Origin of the sequence: Alishewanella longhuensis (genome assembly GCF_014653435.1) — a bacterium.
Lineage (GTDB): Bacteria > Pseudomonadota > Gammaproteobacteria > Enterobacterales > Alteromonadaceae > Alishewanella > Alishewanella longhuensis.
Genome location: NZ_BNAO01000003.1, coordinates 267,008 through 289,612, shown reverse-complemented (window position 1 = coordinate 289,612; position 22,605 = coordinate 267,008). Strand labels below are relative to the sequence as shown.

The following is a 22,605-nucleotide window of genomic DNA, read 5'->3' as shown; positions in this document are numbered from 1 at the left end:
AACGTGCTTTACAGAGAACATCTGACACCTCGGATTGCAAAGTTGTTACCTGATAATAGCCACAAGTCTAACGTAATTTCTTGTGCTAACCTAGAACCTGTTGATCTTTGGCAGAGAATTGGCAAACAGCAACAGGATTATTGACTTTACGGATTACGCCAACAGGGCGTTCAGTTAGTGAGTAAAAATAGCACGACTAAGCTGAACGCGCGCTGAGGCAAGTTAATGCTGACGCGAAAGGTTAAAATTTACGATTGTACTGCACCGCAATAACATGCGCGGTATTGGCATAGTTCGCCTTTACATTTGCCAGGTTAAGCTTGTTGTTGGCTACGCCATATTCTGATTCGTTAATTTTCACATCATCCATAAACATATAACCATAGGCAAAATCAATGCTACTCATAGTGGTTAAAGAATGGCTAAAGCCTGCGGTTAGCCAAATCCGATCAGAGGTCGGGATCCTGGCTGTTTTGTGCTGGGTGCTAATAGGGTTTTCATCATAAGCAATGCCGGTGCGTAACAATAAACCTGGTTGGTATTGGTAAGTCGCACCTACAGATGCTGACCAGGTATCATGCCAATACTCCGGGATATAGCCAATATAGCCGTCGGCACCTAACGCGGGTCCGGTACTGATCGAAATAGACGGCGAGCTGTCATCACTGACGATATCGATGCTCTTAAACTTGCTCCAACCGGTCCACAAGACACTGGCTTGTAGTGAAAGGTTTGACGTTACTAACTGATCAATACTAAACGACAGCGTCGCCGGTGTTGTCAGGTCTAATTTACTTTTTTCAACCAACAAATCCCGCGAGGCTAATTTACCGGTAGTCGTGTTTAATAGCGGCAAGTTAGGTGCAATAGCAATCAGCCCAGGCGTATTGCCAGCGGTAGCCGCGGTGATAGGCGTATTGGTGATTTCAGAATCGCCTTTTAAGGTGTAACGCACCGCAGAATGATACACAATTGCCAGCTTAGTCCCGCTGATAGGCTCAGCATGGATCCCTAAGGTGTATCCCAGGCTAATATCGTTACCTGCTACTTCGTAATGGCTATCGCAATAGGCAGCGTTGTAGACGTCGCGACCAACCAGTTGATTGATCCCCGTGCCAAGCTCACACAGCCCCGAATGATCTTTATATTTTGATAATACCCCTTCAGCGCGGTTTAAACTGACGGCGGCACCTATCGATAACCAATTATTAAGTTTGTAACCAACTGCGGGTTGCAAGCTCAATACCTTAACTGCAGTTTCATCAGCAAAATAACGGCCAGCCCAGTCTTGCTGGTAATCTGAGGATAAACCAAATGGCACATAGAAGCCTAAGCCCCAGGTCAGATCGTCAGTAACTTGCTTGGTGTAAAAAGCGAACGGTACCACTTCGGTAAGCAGAGCTTTACCATTATCGCGGCCGGTAACACTTTGGCCTGCGGCGCTTACGGCCTCTGCATCAGAATAGCGGGTGCGGGCATGGATAAGGTTTAAACCACCGGAAAAATGTTCGCCGTTTAAATGCACCATCGCCGCGGGATTAGAGTAAACCAGAGTGGCATCGGTAATTTGCGCGCCACGACCGGCATAGGCATTACCCATGCTGCTTACTGATTGTTCTAGTAATTTATAGCCCTCGGCTTGGGCGGTAAGGCTGCTCAGTGCCAGCAATATGGCACCGGCGATAGCGGTTTTCTTTAGCATTATTTTGTACACCTAGTTGAAACAAAGTCGCGCAGTATAAAGCTATCTTTCATTAGAGTATAGACTCTAACAACTCCGGTACCGGTAAGACCTCAGAGCTCTTACCGGTGCCGGAGTTAGGTCTGACCAGTTTGGTTGGCTAAAAGTTGGTTTTTTTCGCTATTTTTTAGTGTTTCAGTTGTTGCAGCTTGTAACAATTTAAAGCTAAGTAATTGATATTAAATTTGATTAATTTTTGGCATAGTGAGTGCAAAGCTAGGTAATCAACAGTTACCTTGGATAAAGGAATATAAAAAATGAAAAAGATCATGCCGTTAGCCGTTGTTTTGTTAAGCAGCGCCTTAGTTTTAACTGGTTGTAATAAAGCGCAAAGCACCAGCAGTAGCACCACTGCTGCTGAAGTGGCTATCCCGGTTGAAATATCACGCGCTAAAACGGGTGCTATTAGCAGCAGTTACCGTACCACTACCACCCTGGCTGCGCGGGCAGAGGCGGAAGTGATGGCAAAAACCAGTGGTATTGTGGAAAAAATCCTGGTGGAAGAAGGGGATCAAGTTAGTGCTGGTCAATTGCTGGCGGTGCTGGAAAACGAGCGGCAGCGGCATCAATTAGCTCGGGAGCGGGCCGAGTTAGGACGTTTAAGTTCTGAGCTAACGCGCATGACTGAAATGCACCAACGTAAATTAGTGAGTACCGATGTTTACGACAAGCTGAAATGGCAAGTTGCCGCTATGGAAGCTGCCGTTGCTTTGGTAGAGCTAAATTTGCGTGAAACGGAAATTCGGGCACCGATAAGTGGGGTAGTGGCCCGCCGTTATGCCAAAACCGGTCAATTGGTTGGTCAGCTAACGCCGCAATCATTATTTCATCTGGTAAGTGAAACCCAATTAGAGGCGGTAGTGCATTTACCTGAGCAGCAAATGCTGCAGGCGAAAGCGGGCCAAAAGGCGCTGCTAAGTTTTGCTGGTGTACCTGAAGTGGCCGCCGAGGTAAGCCGGGTTGCGCCAGTGGTCGATGCTGCCTCGGGTACAGTGCGTACCACCTTATTAATAGACAATACTGAAAGAAAACTAAAAGCCGGTATGTTTAGTCAGGTTGAGATTAAATTTGATACCCGCGAAAGTGCCTTGCTTGTGCCAAAACGTGCCTTGCTGACCCTGGATAATTTACCGGGTGTGTTAGTGCTGGACAGTGAAAACCGTATTGTACGCCGGCAAGTTACTCTGGGCTATACCGCTGATAATGTAGTGGAAATTCTGGAGGGTGTCGCCCTTGATGAACAGGTAGTTGTAGCTGGGCATGCTGCGTTAAAAGAACAAAGCCTGGTTAACGTTGTCTCTGAGCGCGCATTTTAACAAGGACGTCTATCATGAAATTAATTAATACCGCCGTGGCCCGTCCGGTCACGGTTTGGATGTTCACGCTTGCAGTATTGCTATTCGGGTTGGTGTCGGTAGGTCGTCTGGCGGTAAATTTGTTGCCAGATTTGTCATATCCCAGCCTGACTGTCCGCACCACCTATCTGGGTGCTGCACCCGCAGAGGTAGAGCAGTTAGTTAGTAAACCTGTTGAAGAAGCCCTGGGTATTGTAAAAGGTGCGCGTAAAGTCACCTCAGTGTCACGCGCCGGGCGCTCCGATGTGGTGCTGGAGTTTGATTGGGGTACCGACATGGACTTGGCACTGTTGGAAGTGCGCGAGAAACTGGATGTACTGTTTTTACCGCTGGATGTGGAAAAGCCGTTATTGCTGCGCTTTAATCCCAATCTCGATCCGGTAGTGCGTTTATCTTTATCTAAACCTGATATGACGCAAGCCGATTTGGTGGCCATGCGAACCTTTGCTGAGGAAGATTTTCGCCGTCGCTTAGAATCTTTTCCAGGCATTGCGGCTGTACGCCCGGACGGCGGCTTAACACAAGAAATTCAGATTTTGGTCGATCCGCAAAAACTTAGCCAATTACAATTAGATATCAGTTTAATTACCCAACGGTTAAAAGCGGAAAACATTAATTTAGCCGGCGGCCGTTTAGAAACACCGGCCTATGACTATTTGGTTAGAACCATTAATCAGTTTGCTGAGCTTACTGAAATTGAGAACTTATACCTTACTACGGTCGGCAACAGCCAAATTCGTTTAAAAGATGTGGCGATAGTGCGCGATGCCTTCGCTGATAGGCAGAGTATCAGTTACATCAATGGTAATCAGGCGATTGAATTGGCAATTTATAAAGAAGGCGATGCGAACTCGGTAAAAGTCGCAGAAGCGCTGCTGTCCCGTTTGCCTGAGCTGCGCAAAATGTTACCCGCCGGTTATCAGCTCGATGTGTTATACGATCAATCACAGTTTATTAAACAAGCCATTAGCGATGTAAAAAGTGCCGGTATCGTAGGCGGTATTTTAGCCATGCTGGTGCTGTATTTATTTTTGCGTAATGTGTGGGCAACCGTCATCATTTCCGTGTCGATACCCGTGTCAGTGATCGCAACCTTTAATTTGATGTACGGTCAGAATATTACGCTAAATATGATGAGCCTCGGCGGCATCGCTTTAGCTGTAGGTTTGCTGGTAGACAATGCCATAGTCGTGCTGGAGAATATTGCCCGTCATAAAGAGCAAGGGCTTGCCGCCAAAGAAGCTGCAGTAAAAGGCGCGGGTGAAGTGGCGATGGCGATTACCGCTTCAACCTTGACCACCGTAGCGGTATTTTTTCCGCTAGTTTTTGTCGAAGGGATTGCTGGTCAGTTATTTCGTGATCAAGCGCTTACGGTTACCTTTGCCTTGTTGGTCTCGCTGATCGTTGCTTTAACGCTTATTCCTACTATGGCGGCACGCAGCCGCTTGGCAACGCCTGTTGCTGACACCCCAGTTGCACTGGCCTCTTTAAAACCAACGCGTTGGTTTCATTGGCCGTTATTGCCATTTCGTTTAATTGGGCGTATCGCCTATTTACTGTTAGTGACAGTAACCACTCTATTGGGTTTGCTGTATAAGTTGTTGGGTACTGCCCTGTATTGGTTGCTGCGTCCCGCCGTGATTGGCGTGCAAGCTTTGCTACGCATTATTGAACGTGCTTATTTACGCTTATTGCAAGCGGCTTTAACCGCAAAAGCCTTAACCTTGGTGGTGACTTTGACGCTGGCTGGCGCTTGCTTTAGTTTATTGCCAAGGCTCGGGGCCGATGTCATCCCACAGCTTAGTCAGGGGGAGTTTTATCTGGATGTACAATTGCCGGTGGGTACCGCCATTGAACAAACTGATCTGCTGTTAAAGCAGTTAGCTGAACAGTTAACGGAATATCCGGTAGTGGCGCGCAGCTATGGTTTAGCCGGAACCGGCGCGCAGATGTCGGTAGACCCTGCTATTGGTGGCAGCCACTGGGGCCGATTACATGTTGTGATGCGGGCCGATACCGATGAAGAAGATGAAGCTTTGGTACAAGAGCAGTTGCGTCAGCAGTTAACGGCTATGCCGGGTGTCACCAGCCGGTTTGACCGCCCACAGTTATTTAGCTTTAGTACGCCGTTAGAGATTGAAATCAGTGGCTATGATTTGGCTCAGCTATCTGAAACCTCAGAGCGATTAATTGCACTGTTAGCGAATGACGGCCGTTTTACCGACATTAAATCTAGTTTAAGACCTGGCCAACCTGAGATCACCTTGTATTTTGATCATGCTAGGTTAGCCCAGCTGGGCATGACAGCGCAGCAAGTCGCCCGCAGAGTGGCCACTTATATTGGTGGTGAAGTCGCGGGGCAGTATTCGGTAAACGATCGCAAGATTGATATTCGGGTGCGCTTAGCCGAGCAGTATCGTCAGTACGAATTGCAATTAGCTGAGTTGATTATCAATCCAGGGGCGGCTGAGCCATTGCCCTTAAGTGCAGTAGCGCAAATTCGTCGCGAGATTGGGCCCAGTGAAATAACCCGGGTAAGTCAACAAAGGGTGGCGATAGTCAGTGCCAATTTAGCTTATGGCGATTTAGAGCAAGCGACGGCAGCAGCTAAAACTGCATTAGCGCAGATCGTGTTAGCTCCGGGTCAGCAAGCGGCAGTGATGGGGCAAAGTGAGGAAATGGCGCGCGCCTACAGTTCATTAATTTTTGCCTTGCTGTTGGCGATTTTTTTGGTTTACCTGGTTATGGCGTCACAGTTCGAAAATCTGCTGCAGCCACTCCTGATTTTGTTTACGGTACCTTTAGCCGGAGCCGGAGCGGTGTTAGGTTTATGGTTAACCGACACCCGACTCTCGGTTATCGTTTTTATTGGTTTGATCATGTTAGCCGGTATAGTGGTAAATAATGCCATTGTATTGATTGATAGGATAAATCAATTACGGGCTGAGGGTATTCAGATGGCGGCGGCTATTATTAGCGCCGGACAGAGTCGGTTACGCCCGGTGTTAATGACCACCCTAACCACGGTGTTGGGTTTACTGCCATTAGCTTTGGGCACTGGCGAAGGCAGTGAAATACGCGTGCCCATGGCCATTACGGTGATCTTTGGCTTAAGTTTGGCAACCTTGCTTACCCTGGTGTTTATTCCGGTGCTTTACAGCCTGCAACAAGGGCGAGCCGAAGTGACTTCTAAGGAGACGGTATGAGTCAGTTTACGCCGCCAGATGCCGCAGCAAAGGCTGCTGCGAATACCGAAACTGCGCCTGCGCATGAAGTGGACAATGACAAGCCCATTTGGCTTACCCGCTTAGCCTTAAGCCGGCCGGTCACTATTTGTATGCTGTTTATTTCGCTCCTGCTGTTCGGTGGCCTAGCCAGCCGGTTACTGCCACTTGAAATGTTTCCGGGTATTGATATTCCAGAGCTTTACGTCAGCGTACCTTACCCCAACGCCAGTCCGGCGGAAGTTGAACGTTTAATCACCCGGCCGCTGGAAGAGGCGCTGGCGACCGTAAGCGGTATTAAAGAGCTGCGTAGTTTTGCTAACGAAAATAGCGGCGATGTGTCGTTGGAATTTCGCTGGAGTGAAAACATTAGCAGTAAAAGCCTGGAAGTTAGGGAAAGGTTAGACAGTATCCGGCATTTATTGCCAAACGATGTCGAGCGGGTACTGCTGTTCCAGTTTAACACCAGTGATATGCCAATCTTTAATTTACGGATTTCCTCTGAGCGCGATTTAGCAATGGCCTATGACTTGTTAGAACAACAGTTAAAGCGGCCGTTAGAACGGGTGCCTGGGGTGTCGAAAGTAGAGCTGTATGGTGTAGAAAAGCGCCAGGTTATTATCCGCTTAGATCCCGATAAAATGCGCGCCTTGCAAGTTGATCCTACCGCTTTGTTAGCGCAATTACGCGGCAGTAATTTTGCCTTAAGTGCCGGTGAGCTTAGAAATAGCGAGCAAAGTGTTTTGGTAAAACCACTGGGTGAGTATAAAGAGCTGGCTGAAATTGCTGCCTTACCGGTAAGACCAGGTTTACAACTTCGCGAGTTGGCGACCATCGAACTTGAGTTACCGAAGCTACGCGATGGTCGACATTTAAATCAAACCTATGCCATAGGTGTGAATGTGTTTAAAGAGTCGGGCGCTAATTTGGTGGAGGTGGCAAAAGCCTCGTTGGCCGTAGTTAATGCGGCGGATAAGAACCCCGCTTTTAATGGCATAAATCTGTATGTGATGGATGATTTGGCCGATAACGTCACGAAATCGCTGCGTGATTTACTGCAAGCTGGTGCTATTGGCGCCATGCTGTCTTTTATCGTTTTATATTTATTCTTACGCCACCTTACCACTACTCTGATTGTGGTGCTGTCGGTGCCTGCGGCGATAATTGTGGCGCTGGGTGCGATGTACTTTATGGGGTATAGCCTCAATATTCTTAGCATGATGGGGCTGATGTTGGCGATAGGGATGTTGGTAGACAACGCCGTGGTGGTGACGGAAAGTATTTTTCGCGAGCGTGCTGCCGGCGGTGATGTGCGGGCAGCTACTGAGCGTGGTGTAAAGCGGGTAGGGCTGGCGGTGCTGGCGGGTACTGCAACCACGGCTATTGTGTTTTTACCCAATATTATTGGCGAGAAAATGCAGCTCACTATCTTTTTGGAGCATGTGGCTATTGCTATCTGCTTATGTTTGGCCATTTCACTGCTGCTTGCTTTAACCCTGATCCCGCTGTTAAGCACCAAGCTTAAGGTACAAGCTGTGTCGCAACAACGGGTCACCTTGCTTGAACGCTATTATCAGCAAATGCTCACTAAGGTGATGTATTGGCCTAAGACGGCTACAGCTTTGGCTTTGCTGGTGCTAGCCAGCACGGCTTTTCCTTTTTCACAAGTGGGTAGTGGTGGTGAAGATCAGGAAGATCGTGGCCGTATTTTTATGAACTATAACATTCAGGGTAATTATAGTTTGGAAGAAGTGCGGGCCGAAGTGAAGGCGATGGAAGCCTTTCTTTATGCCAATCAAGACGCCTTTCATATTGAATCGGTTTATAGCTATTATCGGGCAGGACAGGCGCAATCGACCATTATGCTAAAAGATGATCTGCCGATATCGCTGAACGAGCTAAAAGAGCGCATTCGTAGCCAGTGGCCGCCGTTGGTAAGATCGCGCCCCAGTTTTGGTTTTGGTAATCGTAATAATGCCTTAAGAGTTAATCTATTTGGGCATTCTACCGAACGACTAATGCAATTAGCCAGTGAATTACAGCCTGCATTACAAAGCTTGCCAGCCTTAGCAGAAGTCAGTTCCGATCTGACGCTTGGACAACAAGAAGTGCAAATTAAATTAAGACGAGCAGAGCTGGAAAGACTCGGATTGGCTGCCGATCAGGTTGCACAAAGTGCTGCCTTAGCGTTACGTGGTGTCAATTTGCGTACCTTTAGAAGCGCAGAGCAAGGTGAGTTATTAATTCGGGTGATTTACGATGAACGCATTAGTGAATCATTAACCGAGCTTGCTGATTTGCCCGTTGCGGTGGTGCAGGGAGTCACTATTCCATTGTCACAGGTGGCAGAGTTGCAGATCCTACCCAGATTGCAATCTATTCGGCGTTTTAATCGGGAAACCGGTGTAGCGTTGCAGATCGCCCTGGCGCAAGATATCAGCATGGATCAAGCCAGAACAGAAATTAACCAGTTAATGCAACAAGTGCAGTTACCGGAAGGCTATCGCTGGTCTTATCAGGGGGGCTTTGTTAGGCAAAACGAAGAACAGCAAGTGATGATTGTGAATATGTTATTGGCGCTGGCGATGATTTATATCGTGATGGCAGCGTTATTTGAATCCTTGTTGATGCCCAATGCCGTAATCGCCAGCTTGTTGTTTTCTTTTGTCGGCGTGTTCTGGACCTTTTGGCTTACCGGCACCAGCTTAGGTGTTATGGGTATGATTGGTATGTTGGTATTGATGGGAATAGTGGTTAACAATGGCATAGTACTGGTAGATAGAATTAACCAAGATCGCGTGCTGTTGCCAGAGCTGCCGTTAAAAACGCTGATTATTATGGCGGCTACCGCCAGGTTAAAGCCGATTTTAATGACAGTGGCCACAACGGTGCTGGGTTTAATCCCGCTGGCATTAGGCGGCACAGCTATTGGTGGTAATGGCCCCAGCTATGCGCCAATGGCTATTGCCATTATTGGTGGCTTGTTGTTTTCTACCTTAACCAGTTTGTTGTTAGTACCATTAAATTATTACGGCTTAATTAAGCTTCGTGCCGCAAGCTCGCGCTTGTTTAGCCGCAGTCAACAATGGCAAAAGCGTTTGTTACGGCAGTCTTAAGCAAAGGGGCTTTAACAAGGAGCAAGCGGCATAGGCGGTTTGCTTTTTTTGGGCTTGTCGTTATAATGCGCCGGTCTTTAAGGGAGTAATCAGCCGCCAGGCGCTTATATCAACATACTTGTGCCCCAAGCACATGGTATAAGCAGCAAGTTTTTTAGTCATAACTAATAACTTGTGTGATGAGACTTAAGACACGGTACTGATCCAAAGCGGGAGTCAGTCTGTGTCTTTTGTCTATAATATCCCGCTATATGCAGGATTTTATGGAAGCACTTCTCTCGTCCTTTACCGCCGTAGCCATAGCTGAAATCGGTGATAAGACTCAACTTCTCTCTTTATTTCTAGCCGCACGCTTTCGTAACAAAACGGCGATTATTGCCGGTATTTTGGTTGCAACTCTTTTAAATCATGCTGCTTCAGCCTGGCTGGGTGTTTGGGTAGCACAGTTTATTCCGGCAGCCTGGGGCCCATGGTTATTAGGTGGCTCCTTTATTGCGGTAGCCTTGTGGTTACTGATCCCTGACAAAGACGACAGTGAAGATACTGCGGTATTAAAATACGGTGCCTTTGCTGCCAGCTGTATCCTATTTTTCTTAGCTGAAATTGGCGATAAAACTCAGGTTGCTACAGTGATTTTGGCCGCTACTTTTGAAGATGCGGTGTGGATGGTGATCTGGGGTACGACTTTGGGCATGTTGGCTGCCAACGTACCGGTGGTATATGCCGGTAGCTGGCTGTTGCAAAAAGTCTCGCTGGACTGGGCACGTCGTGCTGCCTGTGCCGTTTTTATGTTGCTAGGGTTGCTGACCATTATCGCGGCGTAAAGCTATTATCTATTCGTTCAGGCACGCTTTTACGAAGAAGTACTGTGCCAAGCAGTATCAGTAAAGTGAAGATACCCACACTACCGCCACCGCGGTAGTGACTGCTGCGAACGACCTTTATATCCTCTGCTCGGGCTTTTAAACGCTCGGTAAAGCTTTCAAGCTCTTGCTCTAATTGGTTAATCATTTGCTTGCTGGCATCGTCAAAACCTTGCTTACTGTCCTGGCGTAACTCTTCTGCCAAATTTACCGGCGTGGAACGGCCTTTAATCTGGCTAACACCCGGTGCCCGAAACAATAATTTGCGGCTGTTAATGGCATAGACGGCAGTATCCATTAAGGTGCTGGTATCATTTTTTTGCCCGGAGATCAGATAAGCGCCTACCAGTGTCCAATAACTTAAGGCAGCTGTGGACTCATCACTAAACTGCACCTGATCAAAAGACACCAGGGCGATAACATCGATGCCAAACATAGATTGCAATTGATCCAGATTAGTGAAGCTGCCCTGCGGCCGCAGGTAGCTGCTGGGAATAAGTTGAATATCGCCGATAAAGTCTTGTTGCCGGAAGTGGCTCGCAATATTTTCCATTATCTGCATTTTAGCCGGCTCGTTTAAGCTTGCAGCGCCATGTTCGGCAAGAGCCCAAGGATTGCTGCCACGTCGATAAGTCTGCTCTGCGGGCACAAAAGCAATACCTAATCGAATAGGCAGGGTGAGCACTGGTGTGCCGGTTTCAACCTTAACTTCCGCAGCGGTGGGATACAAATACTCTACGACACTACTGCGACTGCCTAATTGCTGGCTGGCACAGCCTGCCAGGCTAGCTGCCACAGTACAGGATAAAAGTAGACGAGAGATGATGTTGGAAAATGCGATTCTCATAGTATAGCTCCAGCTAATACGGCTTTGGGTTAGACAACTCATTAGAGCGCCTTAAACTACCTGAAGTATTTTTTAGTGCCACTTAAATATAAAAAGTTGTTTTATTAAGCTCTTTAGGTATTATTTATTGATACTTTTTGGAGGTGGTATGACGCAAGGGGCTGCCTTGGTACAAACATTAAAGCGCGCGTTAAAGCAGCATGGTTGTACTTACGCGCAGGTCGCTGAGCAGTTACAGCTCAGCGAAGCCAGTGTGAAGCGCATGTTTTCACAGCAGCAATTTACCTTACAAAGGCTGGAGCAAATCTGTCAGCTGCTGGCAATGGACTTTAGTGACTTATTGCGGCTGTTGCAGCAAGAGCAAGGGCAAATTAGCCAGCTTACTGAGCAGCAAGAGTTAGAGCTAACAGCCGATCTAGGCTTACTGTTGGTTGCAGTGTCGGTACTTAATCATTGGACCATAGCAGATATTGTTAAATGGTATCAGTTTACGCCCAGCGAATGCCTGCAAAAACTGATTAAATTGGATAGGTTACAACTGATCGAGCTACAACCGGGTAACCGCGTTAAATTGCGGATAGCGGCAAATTTTAGTTGGCGCGACAATGGCCCTATTCAACGGTTTTTTCAACAGCAACTGGCGGTAGAATTTTTCAATCATCGGTTTAATGGCCAGGATGAAGCCTTGCTGGTACTAAACGGCATGTTGTCTACTGCCAGTAATCAGGAGTTTCAACGCAAGTTAACCCGCTTAGCGCGTGAGTTTAATGAGCTGGTGCAGCATGATAGCCAATTGCCACTGGCGCATCGCTATGGTGTGAGTGTGGTGCTGGCGCTGCGTAATTGGCGATTTGGCGTCTTTAAAGACTTTTTACGACCCGATGCGCCCGGATGATTTCAGCCGCGGTTCAGCCACAGCGGTATAAAAGCTACATATACAATTGATTTTGGGATCTTTATGCGTATCACATTAAATTTTACCGCGGCGTTGCTGCTAAGTAGTATATCGTTATCGACAGTTCAGGCTGCAACAGTGATTACTGAGCAAAATATTGCCCGCTATGAGGCCGCTTTACCGGAGCTGGCAAAAATTGAGCAAGATAATCCGGCCAGCTTAAAAAATTTACGACTGGCTAAGCATTGCGATTGGGCAAAACATGCCAGTGAGCTAAGAGCAAAAGAGCAGGGCAAGGACTATTTGCCGCAAGTTGACCAGGTGTTAGCCAAGCATCAGTTAACACCGGCGTTATTTATTGAGTTAACGGCCAAAGGTGCCTGGCCGGTGCTGCAATCAATGCAAGGGGTATTTAATCTTACCCGGCAAGGTTTACCTTTTTTACCCGAGGCACAGCGCAAGCAAGCTGAGCGCACTTTAGCGCAAAGTGATCATATGAGCTCGGTCATTCAGCCTTGCTTAACCGCCGCCGATAAAGCTGCGCTGCAACAATATCAACAGCGCTTTATTAATCTGGCCGGGCGTTTGCCGGGTTTAAGCCTGTAGCTAGGGTAAAACCTGCGGTTATGTAAAATAAGCCGCCAGGGGGCGAATTTTTACAGCTAATGGCTTAGGTTTAAAAGCGGAGTTCTCCCTAGTAAACGCCTTATCCTTGTCAAAGGCCGCTATCTTTAAGCGGCCTTTGCCGTTTTAGCACCCACCAGGTGAAGAGGCTGGCAGTAAAAAACATTAAAATGCTATAGCTGCTTGGCGCAATAGACATCGCCGTGTTTTGCAAAATACCGGTGGTGATCAGTAATGCCAGGGTGCCGTTTTGCAAGCCAACTTCTAAACAAATGGTGCGGGCCTGCTGTTCATTATGCAATAAATAGCGGCCAAGCAAATAGCCTGCTGCCATGGTAATAATATTTAGCGTTAACGCCGCCGGGCCACTTAGCAGCATGTAGTGCCAGAAATCATCACCCAGATCGATGGCAATACTGATAATCAATGCGGCTAACACCAGCACCGAAAAACGGCTAATAATCGGCTGTGCGCGGTGGGCAAAATTTGACCATTTTGCCCGGATCAACATCCCCAGTAATACCGGAATAACACTCACGATCATCAGGGTTAGCCAGGTGCGTACTAGTGGCAGTTCAAAAGCCGTGCTTTCGCCAAGGTAAAAATTAATCGCCCAGGCAGCGAGTAGCGGCAGGGTAAAGGGGGTAATAAAGCCGACTATCGCGGTAAGAGATACGGATAAGCCGACATCGGCTTTACAGAGGTAACTGTACAAATTAGAGGTGGTGCCGCCCGGGCAAAGCGCCAGAATAAACAACCCCACCGCCAGTTCTGCCTGCAAGCCAAATAAACTAATCAGTAACACCGCGATAGCCGGCAGTAATAACAGCTGCGCTGCTGTACCAACAAAAAACGCTTTAGGGGCACGCAGGACATCACGAAAGTTACTGGGGCGTAAGCTCATTCCTACGCCGGTCATAATCAGGATCAATGCTAGCGGCAAGCCAATTTGGGTCAGGGTAGCAAACATAAGCAGTTCTTTTTGTAATATATTCTTAGCCCTACGCTACCTTGTTGTGCAGCCAAGGGCAAGCTGCAAACTTATCCACACAACTCTTATATCCACACAACTCCGGTACCGGCCATACCAGTTTATCCACACAACTCCGGTACCGGTCAGACCAGTTTAGTCGCATGACTGCGCGACGGTGCTGCTCCGGGGTTCGATATGTAAGGTTAATTGCACGCCAAGCTCGGCTAGCTGCTGCTCGGCGATATCGGCGAGCTGATGGGCTTGCGCTACTGTCCAGTGGCCTGGGACCTGTAAATCGGCCTGGGCAAAAGCCTGGGTTGCGGCAGCACGGGTACGTAGGTTTATAAAACTTACCTGGCTGGCGTCAGGCAGATTCAAACCCGTGTTAGGTGTGGCAAGATAGTCTGCGCTAATATGAGCCAGCAGTTCGGTTAATTGCTGAACTTGTGGCTCTGGTAACGCCTTATCCATTAACCCATTAATGGCTTTGGCCAAAATACCAGCGCCTTCGCGCAGAATATGCAGGGCAACCAGCATCGCTACTGCCGCATCCAGCCAGCTTAAACCACTGATTGCCGCCAACGTCACGCCAATGACTACGCCGGCGGTAGTCCAGACATCTGTTAGCAGATGCTTGCCATCGCCTTCCAGCGCGGGGGATTGATACTGCTTGCCAGCGCGGATCAGTAATAAGCCAATAGCCAAATTAATCACACTAGCCAACACCGTCAGGAAGGTACCAAGCCCCAGGGCAGTAATAGCTTGCGGGTTAAGCAAGCGCTCAGCAGCGGTAACAAAAATGGCAATAGCCGCTGCAAAAATCATCCCGCCTTCAAAAGCAGCTGAAAAATACTCAGCTTTGCTATGACCAAAAGGATGACCTGCATCGGCGGGGCGGCTGGCAATGGTTACCATCCAAAGCGCGAAGCCTGCGCCAGCTACATTGACTAAAGACTCCATGGCATCTGATAAAAAACCGACTGAGCCGGTGAGGTACCAGGCCAGGGTTTTTAACGCCATGGTGAGTAAACCGGCAAAGAGCGACAGTAACAATAATTGGCGCGGGTGTAACTGCGGCATAGTGTCGTCCTGATAAGTTTTTACTAATCTAGTTTAGCGCGTATTGCGCCGGTAAAGTAATAAGCTTGGATAAAACACTTGCGCCTGAAGAGGTTGACGGTTAGCTTAGCTGTTTTATACCCGTTATCTTTGACGCTAACTGCACTTGCTGAAACAGGCTTGTTGGCGATACGACATTAAAGGCGAGCCATGAGCAGCGTAACCATTTTGGTGGATGTACAAAACATCTATTACACCAGCCGTGAGGCTTACCAGCGTAATTTTGACTACAATGCCTTTTGGCGTAAGGTCACGGCCGGGCGCACTGTGGTAAAAGCCATTGCCTATGCCATTGACCGCGGTGATGAAAAGCAGCGCCAGTTTCAGAATATTTTGCGCGCTATCGGCTTTGAAGTAAAACTTAAACCCTTTATCCAGCGTGCGGATGGCTCGGCCAAAGGCGATTGGGATGTTGGTATTACGCTGGACGCCATTGAATATGGTCAACAGAGCGATGTATTGGTATTAGCCTCGGGTGACGGTGATTTTGATTTACTGGTGCATAAGCTAGTGCAACAGTTTGCTACCGAAGTTGAAATTTATGGTGTAGAAGGCTTAACTGCCCAGGCCTTGGTCAAGGTGGCAAGCCGTTTTATTGCCATTGATGATGGCTTGTTGCTGCCAAAATAAAGATAGGTGCAAACTGCAGTTTGCACCTGATATTGAGGCTTAATGCTGGAAAAACTGCCGGACTAAATTATGCCGGAGTCGGTTCCGGCAGCAGCGCATCATCCAGCTTAGTCGCGCGTATCGCTGCGGCTCGCGTTTGCAGCCGCTGGACATAATCTTTAAAGGCTGGCCGTGGTTCTAAGGTGTTGAACCATAGGCCCCATTCAATATGGCTGCCAACATACACATCGGCGGCGGTAAATTGCTCACCACAAAGGTAAGGACTGGCAGTTAAGGCCGTTTCCAGTGCATCGAGTGTATCCACATACCTGCCACAACCCACCGAGGCGGCGTTATCTTCGTCAAGCCGCCAGCCAAAGGCCTTGGCTGAAGTGGCCATTTCCAGTGGGCCGGCGGTGAAAAAGAGCCAACGGTAATAGGTTGCACGCTCTGGGCTGTTGATGGCAGGTGCCAGCTGTTTTTCAGCGAAAAAGTCTGCCAGATAGGCACAAATTGCCGCAGTTTCTGTTACTACAATATCGCCATGGGTAATAACCGGCACTTTGCCCATCGGGTTCAATGCCAGAAAATCTGCTGCTTTCATCTCAGGGCCATATTGCAGCACCTTTACCTGATAAGGCACATTCAGCTCTTCCAACAACCAACGGACAATACGACCGCGTGATTGGGGGTTGGTAAACAAGGTTAATGAAGACATAGGGTTATTTCCTTATATTGAGTTTAGGTTAGCTACTATTTACCCGTTAACTGGTAAGGTTTCGGATAGGTTGGGGCTGTTCCCCCAAAACTATCCACAAACTATAAAACCCAAATAGGACAGAATCCGTCCTAGTTTTACGCTATATTTGCTGAATTCTCGTAAAAATAATGGAGTAATAAACAGTATGCGAAAAAGGCAGCAACTTTGAGCGGCCCAACAGTGCGGGTACTGACCTTATTAGAGCTGTTGCAATCAAACAGCCGGATGAGTGGCACTGAGCTAGCAGCGCGGCTGGGCGTAGATAAGCGTACGGTACGGCGTTATATTCAGGCGCTGGAGGCACTGGGTATTCCGGTTACCACCGAGCAAGGCTGTGAAGGTGGCTATATGTTAGTCGCCGGTTTTAAATTGCCGCCGATGATGTTTACCAATGATGAAACACTGGCCTTGTCACTTGGCTTGTTGGCTGCAAAAAATCTGCGCCTGGCCGATGTGCAAACGGCCATTAGCAGTATTCAGGCGAAGCTGGAGCGGGTGATGCCCACAAAACTGAAAAACCGCGCTCAGGCCATTGCCAGGACCATTGATGTGATGTTGCCAGAGGCCGCAACGGAAACGCCCGGTCAACACTTAGCCCCCTTACTTGACGCGCTGGAGTTGCAGCGCTCGGTTACTATTACCTATGCCTCCTATCAACAGCCGCCAGTGTCGCGGCAGGTAGACCCCTACGGATTATTGTTTCGAAACGGTCGTTGGTATATGAGCGGCTATTGTCATTTGCGCCAGGAGCTGCGTACCTTCAGGCTGGATCGCCTGCAACAGATAGCCTTGCTGGAACAGCGGTTTAACCGGCCAGCAAACTTTAATGCGGCCGAGCATTTTACCCATAGCCTGAACTCAATGCCGGGTAATCTGGACATTAAAGTTGTGCTGCACACCGATAAAACGACGGCAGCACTGGCGATGGGCGCAACCGCCGCCATGCTAAAACCGCAGTCAGAGGGGTTACTGCTTAGCACCCGTACCGATAGCGCCTATTGTTTTGCCTTATGGCTAAGCCAATTGCCGTTTGATTTTAGTGTTATTTCTCCGCCAGAGTTAAAACAGGCGCTGACTGCGCAAGCAAAGCGCTTAATGGCTATTGCCCTGCAAGAAACACCGTAGAGCTACATCAGGTACTTTGGCAAAGGCTTCGTTTGAATTTACCCGGAAGCGGTGTGCCTGGAGATTGTACTTTAGCAAAAGATATTAAGAAATGGCGTGCGGCGCTTGCTAGTTTTATAGTCGTTTACTACGCTTTAGTTGACTGCCGTAATAGCGAGTCCCAAACGGGTTAAAAATTAGTTTTTCAACCTGACTTATGTTCTTCATATCAGCAAAGGTGAGTAATTAATGCAAACTGCACTTGTTGAAAGGCGCCAGTTGACTGGGGAAATGCAGCCGTTCTGGGATGAACTTAATCTGGCCCAAAAATTCGCAATAACCGAACTCGAACGTTATGGTTACGAACTTGTTTTTGTGCGTTATACCAGCTCCGGCAGCCTGGCCGTTTTACGTTTAGGAGAGCGCTTCGCCGTCATCGATGAACATGGAGAGATTGATAGCGCCCCCAAAATTGCTATACGCCATTGAGTACTGTCAAACAGCAGTTATTTAGCTCTGCTTCGCCGTGTAATTTGGCGCTTGTTTCTCAGCAAGCGCCGTTTTTGTTGGTTTGCAGATAACTATTAACAGTTTATGTACCTCGCATAGCTTCACGTATTGCTGATAGCTCTAACGAAGTCGCCGTGGTGGTCAGGCGATTTAGCCTCATTTTGGGATCTGCTCGGCTTGGAAACCAGGTGCTTCAAATAGTCTTCAGCTGGTTTCATACAGTCCTCTTAGCTTATTACTAATGCTTATAGTCCTAAAGCTACGTAAAGGCATTAGGTTTGACAGTGTCAGGGTTACCAGGATGATCAGTAACGTTACCGCGTATAGCAGCAAGCTGTGCCAGCTCAGGTAAGGTATCAGCCAATCATAAAAGATAACCAAGCTTGTCAGAGCAATTAATGTCGCCAAGCCAATACCGAGTATCAGCATTGTTAGATATTCTCGTATCGAGTCTTTCACAATATGGTGGTACTGAGCACCTACAGCCAGTTTGATACTGAATTCAATCGAGCGTATCTGTACGCTGTAATGCATAATGCCAAAGAGTCCGATACAGGCTAAAAAGATCGTAAACAGCGCTAAGCTAATAGCGGCGATCAGTCTGACCCGATGGGGAAAGTTTGCTTGGGCAATACTGGTATCCAGCAGATTAAAGCGGGTAAGAATGAACTGTGGATTTAAGCTATGTAGCAGTTCAATCATACTTTCCCTGTTCAGTTCAGTATCTGGTTTTAGCTTGACCAACATCCATAATGCAGTGCCATAGTTGGGAAGGTAAAAGCGTGGTGGCGCGATATGTTTGCCGGGCAGTTGCAGGTTTTCCACTACGCCAATTACTGTCATGGGGGCGGTTGCTGCGTCCATCTTTAAACTCTGACCAATGGCTTTAGCGATATCAGCACCGGTTAGCAATTCGGCAAAGGCTTGATCAATAATCACCACTTTATCACTACCAAGATCGTCGCGGGTAAAAGTATTACCGAATAACAATCTTTGACCAACTACGGAGAAGTAATGGTGATCAACATTTCTATGCCAGGGATAGTAACGGCGATCATTCGCCATATCGGTTATTGCTAGCTGGTATAGATCCGCTAGCGGGCTGTATGCAAAGCTTAACTGCTCTACGTCTGGCCGTAAACGCAGTTGCTCCCCCAGCCCTGCCACCTGAGGAGCATAGTGATCCCAGCCTTGCCAGTCCAAAGTGGCAATATCAAATTCGATTTGTAAAATATGCTGGCTGTCAAAGCCTAGTGAGCGGTTCAATTTAGCGATGCTATCTTGTACCAGTAGGGCACTGAAAAAAATCAGCAGGGTGGCAATGCTTACCTGAGCCACAACCAAGCTTTTTCTGATGGCCGGTGAGACTTGTACATCCGTACCTTTACCACTTCCCTGCAACGCATGGCTTAGCTGGCGATAGTTAATACTGCGAACTGCCAGACCAGAAAGCAGCAAGGCGAGCAGAAGCAAGCCAGCGGCTCCCAGTACCAGTAACAACAGTGTTTTTTCATTGTCAGCTATCAGAGCATCTCGTAACGGGCGGCCTTCTAGCACGACTTGCCAGTTTCTGAAATTATCATGAGCTATAATATGTTGCTGATAGTATTCATTGACTATCGGTGTCAGCTCTGTGCTAAGTTTTTGCAAACGGCTTTGTTCTAGTTTGAGCAGAAGAAAGATTTTATCATCGGTTAGCCACCAACTACCTTGAAATGGTGAATTATTGTAGTCCCATGGCAACCAGAGCTGGGGTTCCTGTCCGATTTCTGTCAATTGGGGAGCAACAAAGGCTTTATCTAACACGCCTATAATAGGGTGGCTTACGCCATTAACATTGAGCCGAAGCGTTAAAATGTCATGCCGTTGTTGAAATAATTGCTGCCATGCCTGATAGCTGATCACCGCACCGGTATTAAAACTTCCTGGTCGATAATCATGGCCAAACCAGTTGCCCACCGCCATCTTTATGCTAAGTAGTTCGGCCAGTTCAGGCGTGACGTAAGCATTGGCTAAACGGGGTTGGGCTGGCTCAGATGCTAAAACTTCATTGGTAAAGTACAGCAAAGCCTGTTGACTGGCGGTGTCTTGTGCAGATTGTTGCAGTTGCTGATATAAATGCTCTGCGGCGGGGTGCAAAATAGCCGCTGACTGCAACACCTTGTGTTGATCCCAACGCTGGTAGTCTATCAGGTAAAGCTTGTCCTGCTCTGCATAGGGTAAGGGCTTAAATAGCAAAAAATAGCCTAGTGTCAAGACGATAAGAAAACCGGCAGTGGTTATCCCCATCGTTAGCACCACAGTGCTGACAAACCCTTTATCTTTAACAGCAGACTGCCCACTTTGTCACAACCAATAAAGCGCATTAGAAAATTTTTTTATAGTTAGCATGTTATTGGCCCTGCAATGCATAAATAGCCGGTTTGCGGATAATGCCCCAAACCGATAGGAGTGAGGTGAGCACGGTGAGCAGCACTATTAAGACAAGTGGCAGCGCAAAGCCGCCGGCTGACAGTGCAATGCTAAGCGTGCTGTGTTGCAGAGCTAGCCACAGTGCCACCAGCAGCAATGCTGCCAGCGCTAAACCTGCACCAACCGGTTTTAGATTCTCGCCCAGTAGTTGGCGTAAAATAGTGGCAGGCCGCGCACCTATTGCCATCCTTACCCCTAGCTCAAAGCGGCGCAGTTGCACGTTGTAGCTTAGAACACCGTAGATGCCGATGGCGGCCAAAACAAAACTCAGCACCACCAAGGCACTGGTGACGGCGGCGGCCAAATAATTACGCAGCAGCACGCGGTCAATATTGTCAGCCATGCTATGCATAGCAGCGGCTTTAAATTGCGGCGAAACCTGTGTCATGGCTTGATTGATCACTGTTTTGTCGATAGACATACCGGGTTTTAATTGCAGCACTAAACTGGCGCTACCACTCACACTGCGTGGCATGTAACTGCGATTGGGTTCGATCGCAGACCATGCATCTGGCAGCTGATGATTGGCGCTGACGCCGATGATTTCATAACTTTGGCTACCCGTTGGGTTATGCAGCCGTAGCCCTAACACTTGGCCATCGGGGCGCAGTTTTTCGGCAAACGTCTGATTGATGATCACTACCAGCGACTGGGTGCTGACTTCCTGCGCGGTAAAGTTGCGGCCTTGCAATAACGGGATCGCAAACATTGGGAAATAGTGCTGATCAGTGCTGGTGTAGCGGCTGATCAAGGCCTGGCTCGGTTCTGCCGGATCGGCCACCGCGTTTAAAATGCCAAAGAGTCCATCAAAAGATACCGGCGGGTAGTTGGTCACGCTGGCCGCTTCAACTGCAGGATGCTGTAGCAGAATATCGCGCACCTGCATCAGTTCCGTGGTGCGCTGGCGCAGCAAGGCAAATCGCTGCTCTGCCGGTAAACCGGCAGCAGGTGCTGGCGTGGCATCATCAATGGTGATTTGATAGCGGTCCCGGCTGGCAAACCCTACGTCCTGGCGTAGCTGGACCAGCGCCTGCAGCAACACCTGCAGACAACAAACCAGCAGCATGGCGGCCAGCATGACCTGGGCACCAATCAACAACTGACGGCTGCGGCGGCTGATTTGTACGCCGCTGCCTTTGCCACTGCTTTGCAGGTTTTGCTGGATGGCTCTGTAGTTAATTTGCGTATTAATCAGTTGGGCAAAGCAAAGCCCCAGCAACAGACAACTCAATAACGCAAACAGCAACACCGGCCAGTCCAACCCCAGCGCAGCGATGCCGGGCAGTGAATCAGCGGCGTATTCGCGTAGCAGGGCGTAGGCGGCCTCTGCCACCAGAAAAGCCAGCAATAGAGCGCCCAGCAGCAGCCAGCTCAGCTCTGCCAGAATGGACCCTAGAATATGCCGCCGTTGCGCCCCTAAAGCGACTTGAATGCTCATAGCACGCTGCTGACGGGCGGCACGGGAGAACAGCAGGTTCATAATGTTGGTGGCGGCAATCAACAGTAACAACATACTGCCGGCCAGCATCCACAAGGTGCGGTTACCGCTGTCGCCATGCAATATCTGCCGCAGCGGTTCTGCATTGAATACCAGGCTGCGGCCAGACTGATTGGATAGTGCTGCATCCTGATAACTGTTGTCCACCAGTGCTGTTAATTCCTGCGCAAAAGCCTGTCGTAAATCCGGGCTTTTCAGCTTGGCCAGATAAAACTGCCAGCCACTAACCGAAGTTCTGTCCCGCGGTACGACCGGGTTAAAATCCCAGGGTAGCCACACATCCGTATGACGGGAGGGGCCAACCAGCCTTGGCTCGGTAAACAAGGCTGATGCGATGCCAATGACTTTATAATCCTGCTCACCAATTCGCACCGTGCGGCCTACCACGGCCGGTTCGCTATTGTATTGACTGCGCCAGAGCTGTTCAGATAGCACCGCGACAGGCTGATGGCTGCCGGTATCTTCATCCTGACTAAAAGCGCGGCCGTGCAACATGGGCATCTGGTACATCCGCATAAACCCTGAGGTGGCATAAGCCACCTGGATCACCGGGCTGTGCGGTAAATCGCGCAATGTCATGTCGGTAAAAGAATAACCATACAGCGCATGGTCGCTGAGTTTGTCGGATGGCTGCTGGTAGACCGGAAAAGTCGAGTTCGGCAGCACCCGTTGAAACAGCACTGAACCATCTTTTGCTAACCAACTGGCACTACCTACCACCAGGTGCTCGTCATCCGGATAAGGCAGCGGCGCCGCCAGGATCTGGTAATTTAGGTTAAACATGGCGACTAAGGTGCCAAGCGTTAAGCCCAGCGTCAGGATCACGGTCAGTGCATAACCTTTGGCTTTGCTTAGCGCATAAAACGCGGTTGAAAAATCTTTGATAGTAAACATG

Annotated in this window: 16 protein-coding genes; 9 read left to right on the top strand and 7 right to left on the bottom strand. The window is 48.6% G+C overall.

The features are described from left to right. Nucleotides 1-241: 241 nt before the first annotated feature. A complete protein-coding gene (locus IE163_RS08385; protein WP_189432179.1) occupies nucleotides 242-1,702 on the bottom strand; it encodes an OmpP1/FadL family transporter in 1,461 nt (486 codons plus the stop codon). 296 nt (nucleotides 1,703-1,998) lie between these two features. On the opposite strand from IE163_RS08385, the gene IE163_RS08380 reads away from it, so the two are divergent. The 4 genes from IE163_RS08380 (at nucleotide 1,999) to IE163_RS08365 (ending at nucleotide 10,260) form a co-directional block, all read left to right on the top strand. After that, nucleotides 1,999-3,057 carry an efflux RND transporter periplasmic adaptor subunit gene (locus IE163_RS08380; protein WP_189432176.1) on the top strand — a complete coding sequence of 353 codons (1,059 nt, stop codon included), beginning with the start codon at nucleotides 1,999-2,001 and terminating at the stop codon, nucleotides 3,055-3,057. A gap of 14 nt (nucleotides 3,058-3,071) precedes the next feature. Continuing rightward, nucleotides 3,072-6,302 (top strand): efflux RND transporter permease subunit, encoded by a 3,231-nt coding sequence (locus IE163_RS08375; RefSeq protein WP_189432174.1) that lies wholly within the window; start codon nucleotides 3,072-3,074, stop codon nucleotides 6,300-6,302. Further along, on the top strand, nucleotides 6,299-9,436 hold the full coding sequence (locus IE163_RS08370) for an efflux RND transporter permease subunit (protein ID WP_189432172.1): 3,138 nt from the start codon (nucleotides 6,299-6,301) through the stop codon (nucleotides 9,434-9,436). The genes IE163_RS08375 and IE163_RS08370 overlap by 4 nt, the downstream gene beginning before the upstream one ends. 263 nt (nucleotides 9,437-9,699) lie before the next feature. Beyond that, a complete protein-coding gene (locus tag IE163_RS08365; RefSeq protein WP_189432170.1) occupies nucleotides 9,700-10,260 on the top strand; it encodes a TMEM165/GDT1 family protein in 561 nt (186 codons plus the stop codon). Here IE163_RS08365 and rhlP read toward each other — a convergent pair. Next, on the bottom strand, nucleotides 10,247-11,188 hold the full coding sequence (rhlP, locus tag IE163_RS08360) for a rhombotarget lipoprotein (RefSeq protein ID WP_229833488.1): 942 nt from the start codon (nucleotides 11,186-11,188) through the stop codon (nucleotides 10,247-10,249). The genes IE163_RS08365 and rhlP overlap by 14 nt on opposite strands. Before the next feature lie 106 nt (nucleotides 11,189-11,294). On the opposite strand from rhlP, the gene IE163_RS08355 reads away from it, so the two are divergent. Together IE163_RS08355 and IE163_RS08350 are read left to right on the top strand one after the other, a co-directional pair. Beyond that, a complete protein-coding gene (locus IE163_RS08355; RefSeq protein WP_189432168.1) occupies nucleotides 11,295-12,041 on the top strand; it encodes a helix-turn-helix domain-containing protein in 747 nt (248 codons plus the stop codon). A gap of 63 nt (nucleotides 12,042-12,104) precedes the next feature. Beyond that, a complete protein-coding gene (locus IE163_RS08350; protein ID WP_189432166.1) occupies nucleotides 12,105-12,647 on the top strand; it encodes a hypothetical protein in 543 nt (180 codons plus the stop codon). A gap of 109 nt (nucleotides 12,648-12,756) precedes the next feature. On the opposite strand, the gene IE163_RS08345 is transcribed toward IE163_RS08350, so the two are convergent. Further along, nucleotides 12,757-13,635 carry a bile acid:sodium symporter family protein gene (locus tag IE163_RS08345; RefSeq protein WP_189432164.1) on the bottom strand — a complete coding sequence of 293 codons (879 nt, stop codon included), beginning with the start codon at nucleotides 13,633-13,635 and terminating at the stop codon, nucleotides 12,757-12,759. A 156-nt stretch (nucleotides 13,636-13,791) separates the two neighbouring features. Beyond that, nucleotides 13,792-14,718, bottom strand: coding sequence for a cation diffusion facilitator family transporter (locus IE163_RS08340; RefSeq protein ID WP_189432162.1), 927 nt, complete (start codon nucleotides 14,716-14,718; stop codon nucleotides 13,792-13,794). A 189-nt stretch (nucleotides 14,719-14,907) separates the two neighbouring features. Between IE163_RS08340 and IE163_RS08335 the strand changes: the two genes are divergently transcribed. Further along, the gene (locus IE163_RS08335) at nucleotides 14,908-15,387 is read left to right on the top strand and encodes an NYN domain-containing protein (RefSeq protein ID WP_189432161.1); all 480 of its coding nucleotides are present in this window, start codon (nucleotides 14,908-14,910) and stop codon (nucleotides 15,385-15,387) included. Between the two features lie 67 nt (nucleotides 15,388-15,454). Here IE163_RS08335 and IE163_RS08330 read toward each other — a convergent pair whose 3' ends face one another. Then, nucleotides 15,455-16,084: a glutathione S-transferase family protein gene (locus IE163_RS08330; RefSeq protein ID WP_189432158.1), complete on the bottom strand. Its 630-nt coding sequence runs from the start codon at nucleotides 16,082-16,084 to the stop codon at nucleotides 15,455-15,457. A gap of 207 nt (nucleotides 16,085-16,291) precedes the next feature. Here IE163_RS08330 and IE163_RS08325 point away from each other — a divergent pair, with 207 nt between their 5' ends. Together IE163_RS08325 and IE163_RS08320 are read left to right on the top strand one after the other, a co-directional pair. Then, on the top strand, nucleotides 16,292-17,251 hold the full coding sequence (locus tag IE163_RS08325) for a helix-turn-helix transcriptional regulator (RefSeq protein WP_189432156.1): 960 nt from the start codon (nucleotides 16,292-16,294) through the stop codon (nucleotides 17,249-17,251). Nucleotides 17,252-17,479: 228 nt separating this feature from the next. Next, complete coding sequence (locus IE163_RS08320) at nucleotides 17,480-17,719, top strand: hypothetical protein (RefSeq protein WP_189432154.1); 240 nt, start codon at nucleotides 17,480-17,482, stop codon at nucleotides 17,717-17,719. A gap of 225 nt (nucleotides 17,720-17,944) precedes the next feature. Here IE163_RS08320 and IE163_RS08315 read toward each other — a convergent pair whose 3' ends face one another. Together IE163_RS08315 and IE163_RS08310 are read right to left on the bottom strand one after the other, a co-directional pair. Beyond that, complete coding sequence (locus IE163_RS08315) at nucleotides 17,945-20,029, bottom strand: ABC transporter permease (protein WP_189432153.1); 2,085 nt, start codon at nucleotides 20,027-20,029, stop codon at nucleotides 17,945-17,947. 103 nt (nucleotides 20,030-20,132) lie between these two features. Continuing rightward, nucleotides 20,133-22,604 carry an ABC transporter permease gene (locus IE163_RS08310; RefSeq protein ID WP_189432151.1) on the bottom strand — a complete coding sequence of 824 codons (2,472 nt, stop codon included), beginning with the start codon at nucleotides 22,602-22,604 and terminating at the stop codon, nucleotides 20,133-20,135. Nucleotide 22,605: the final 1 nt, after the last annotated feature.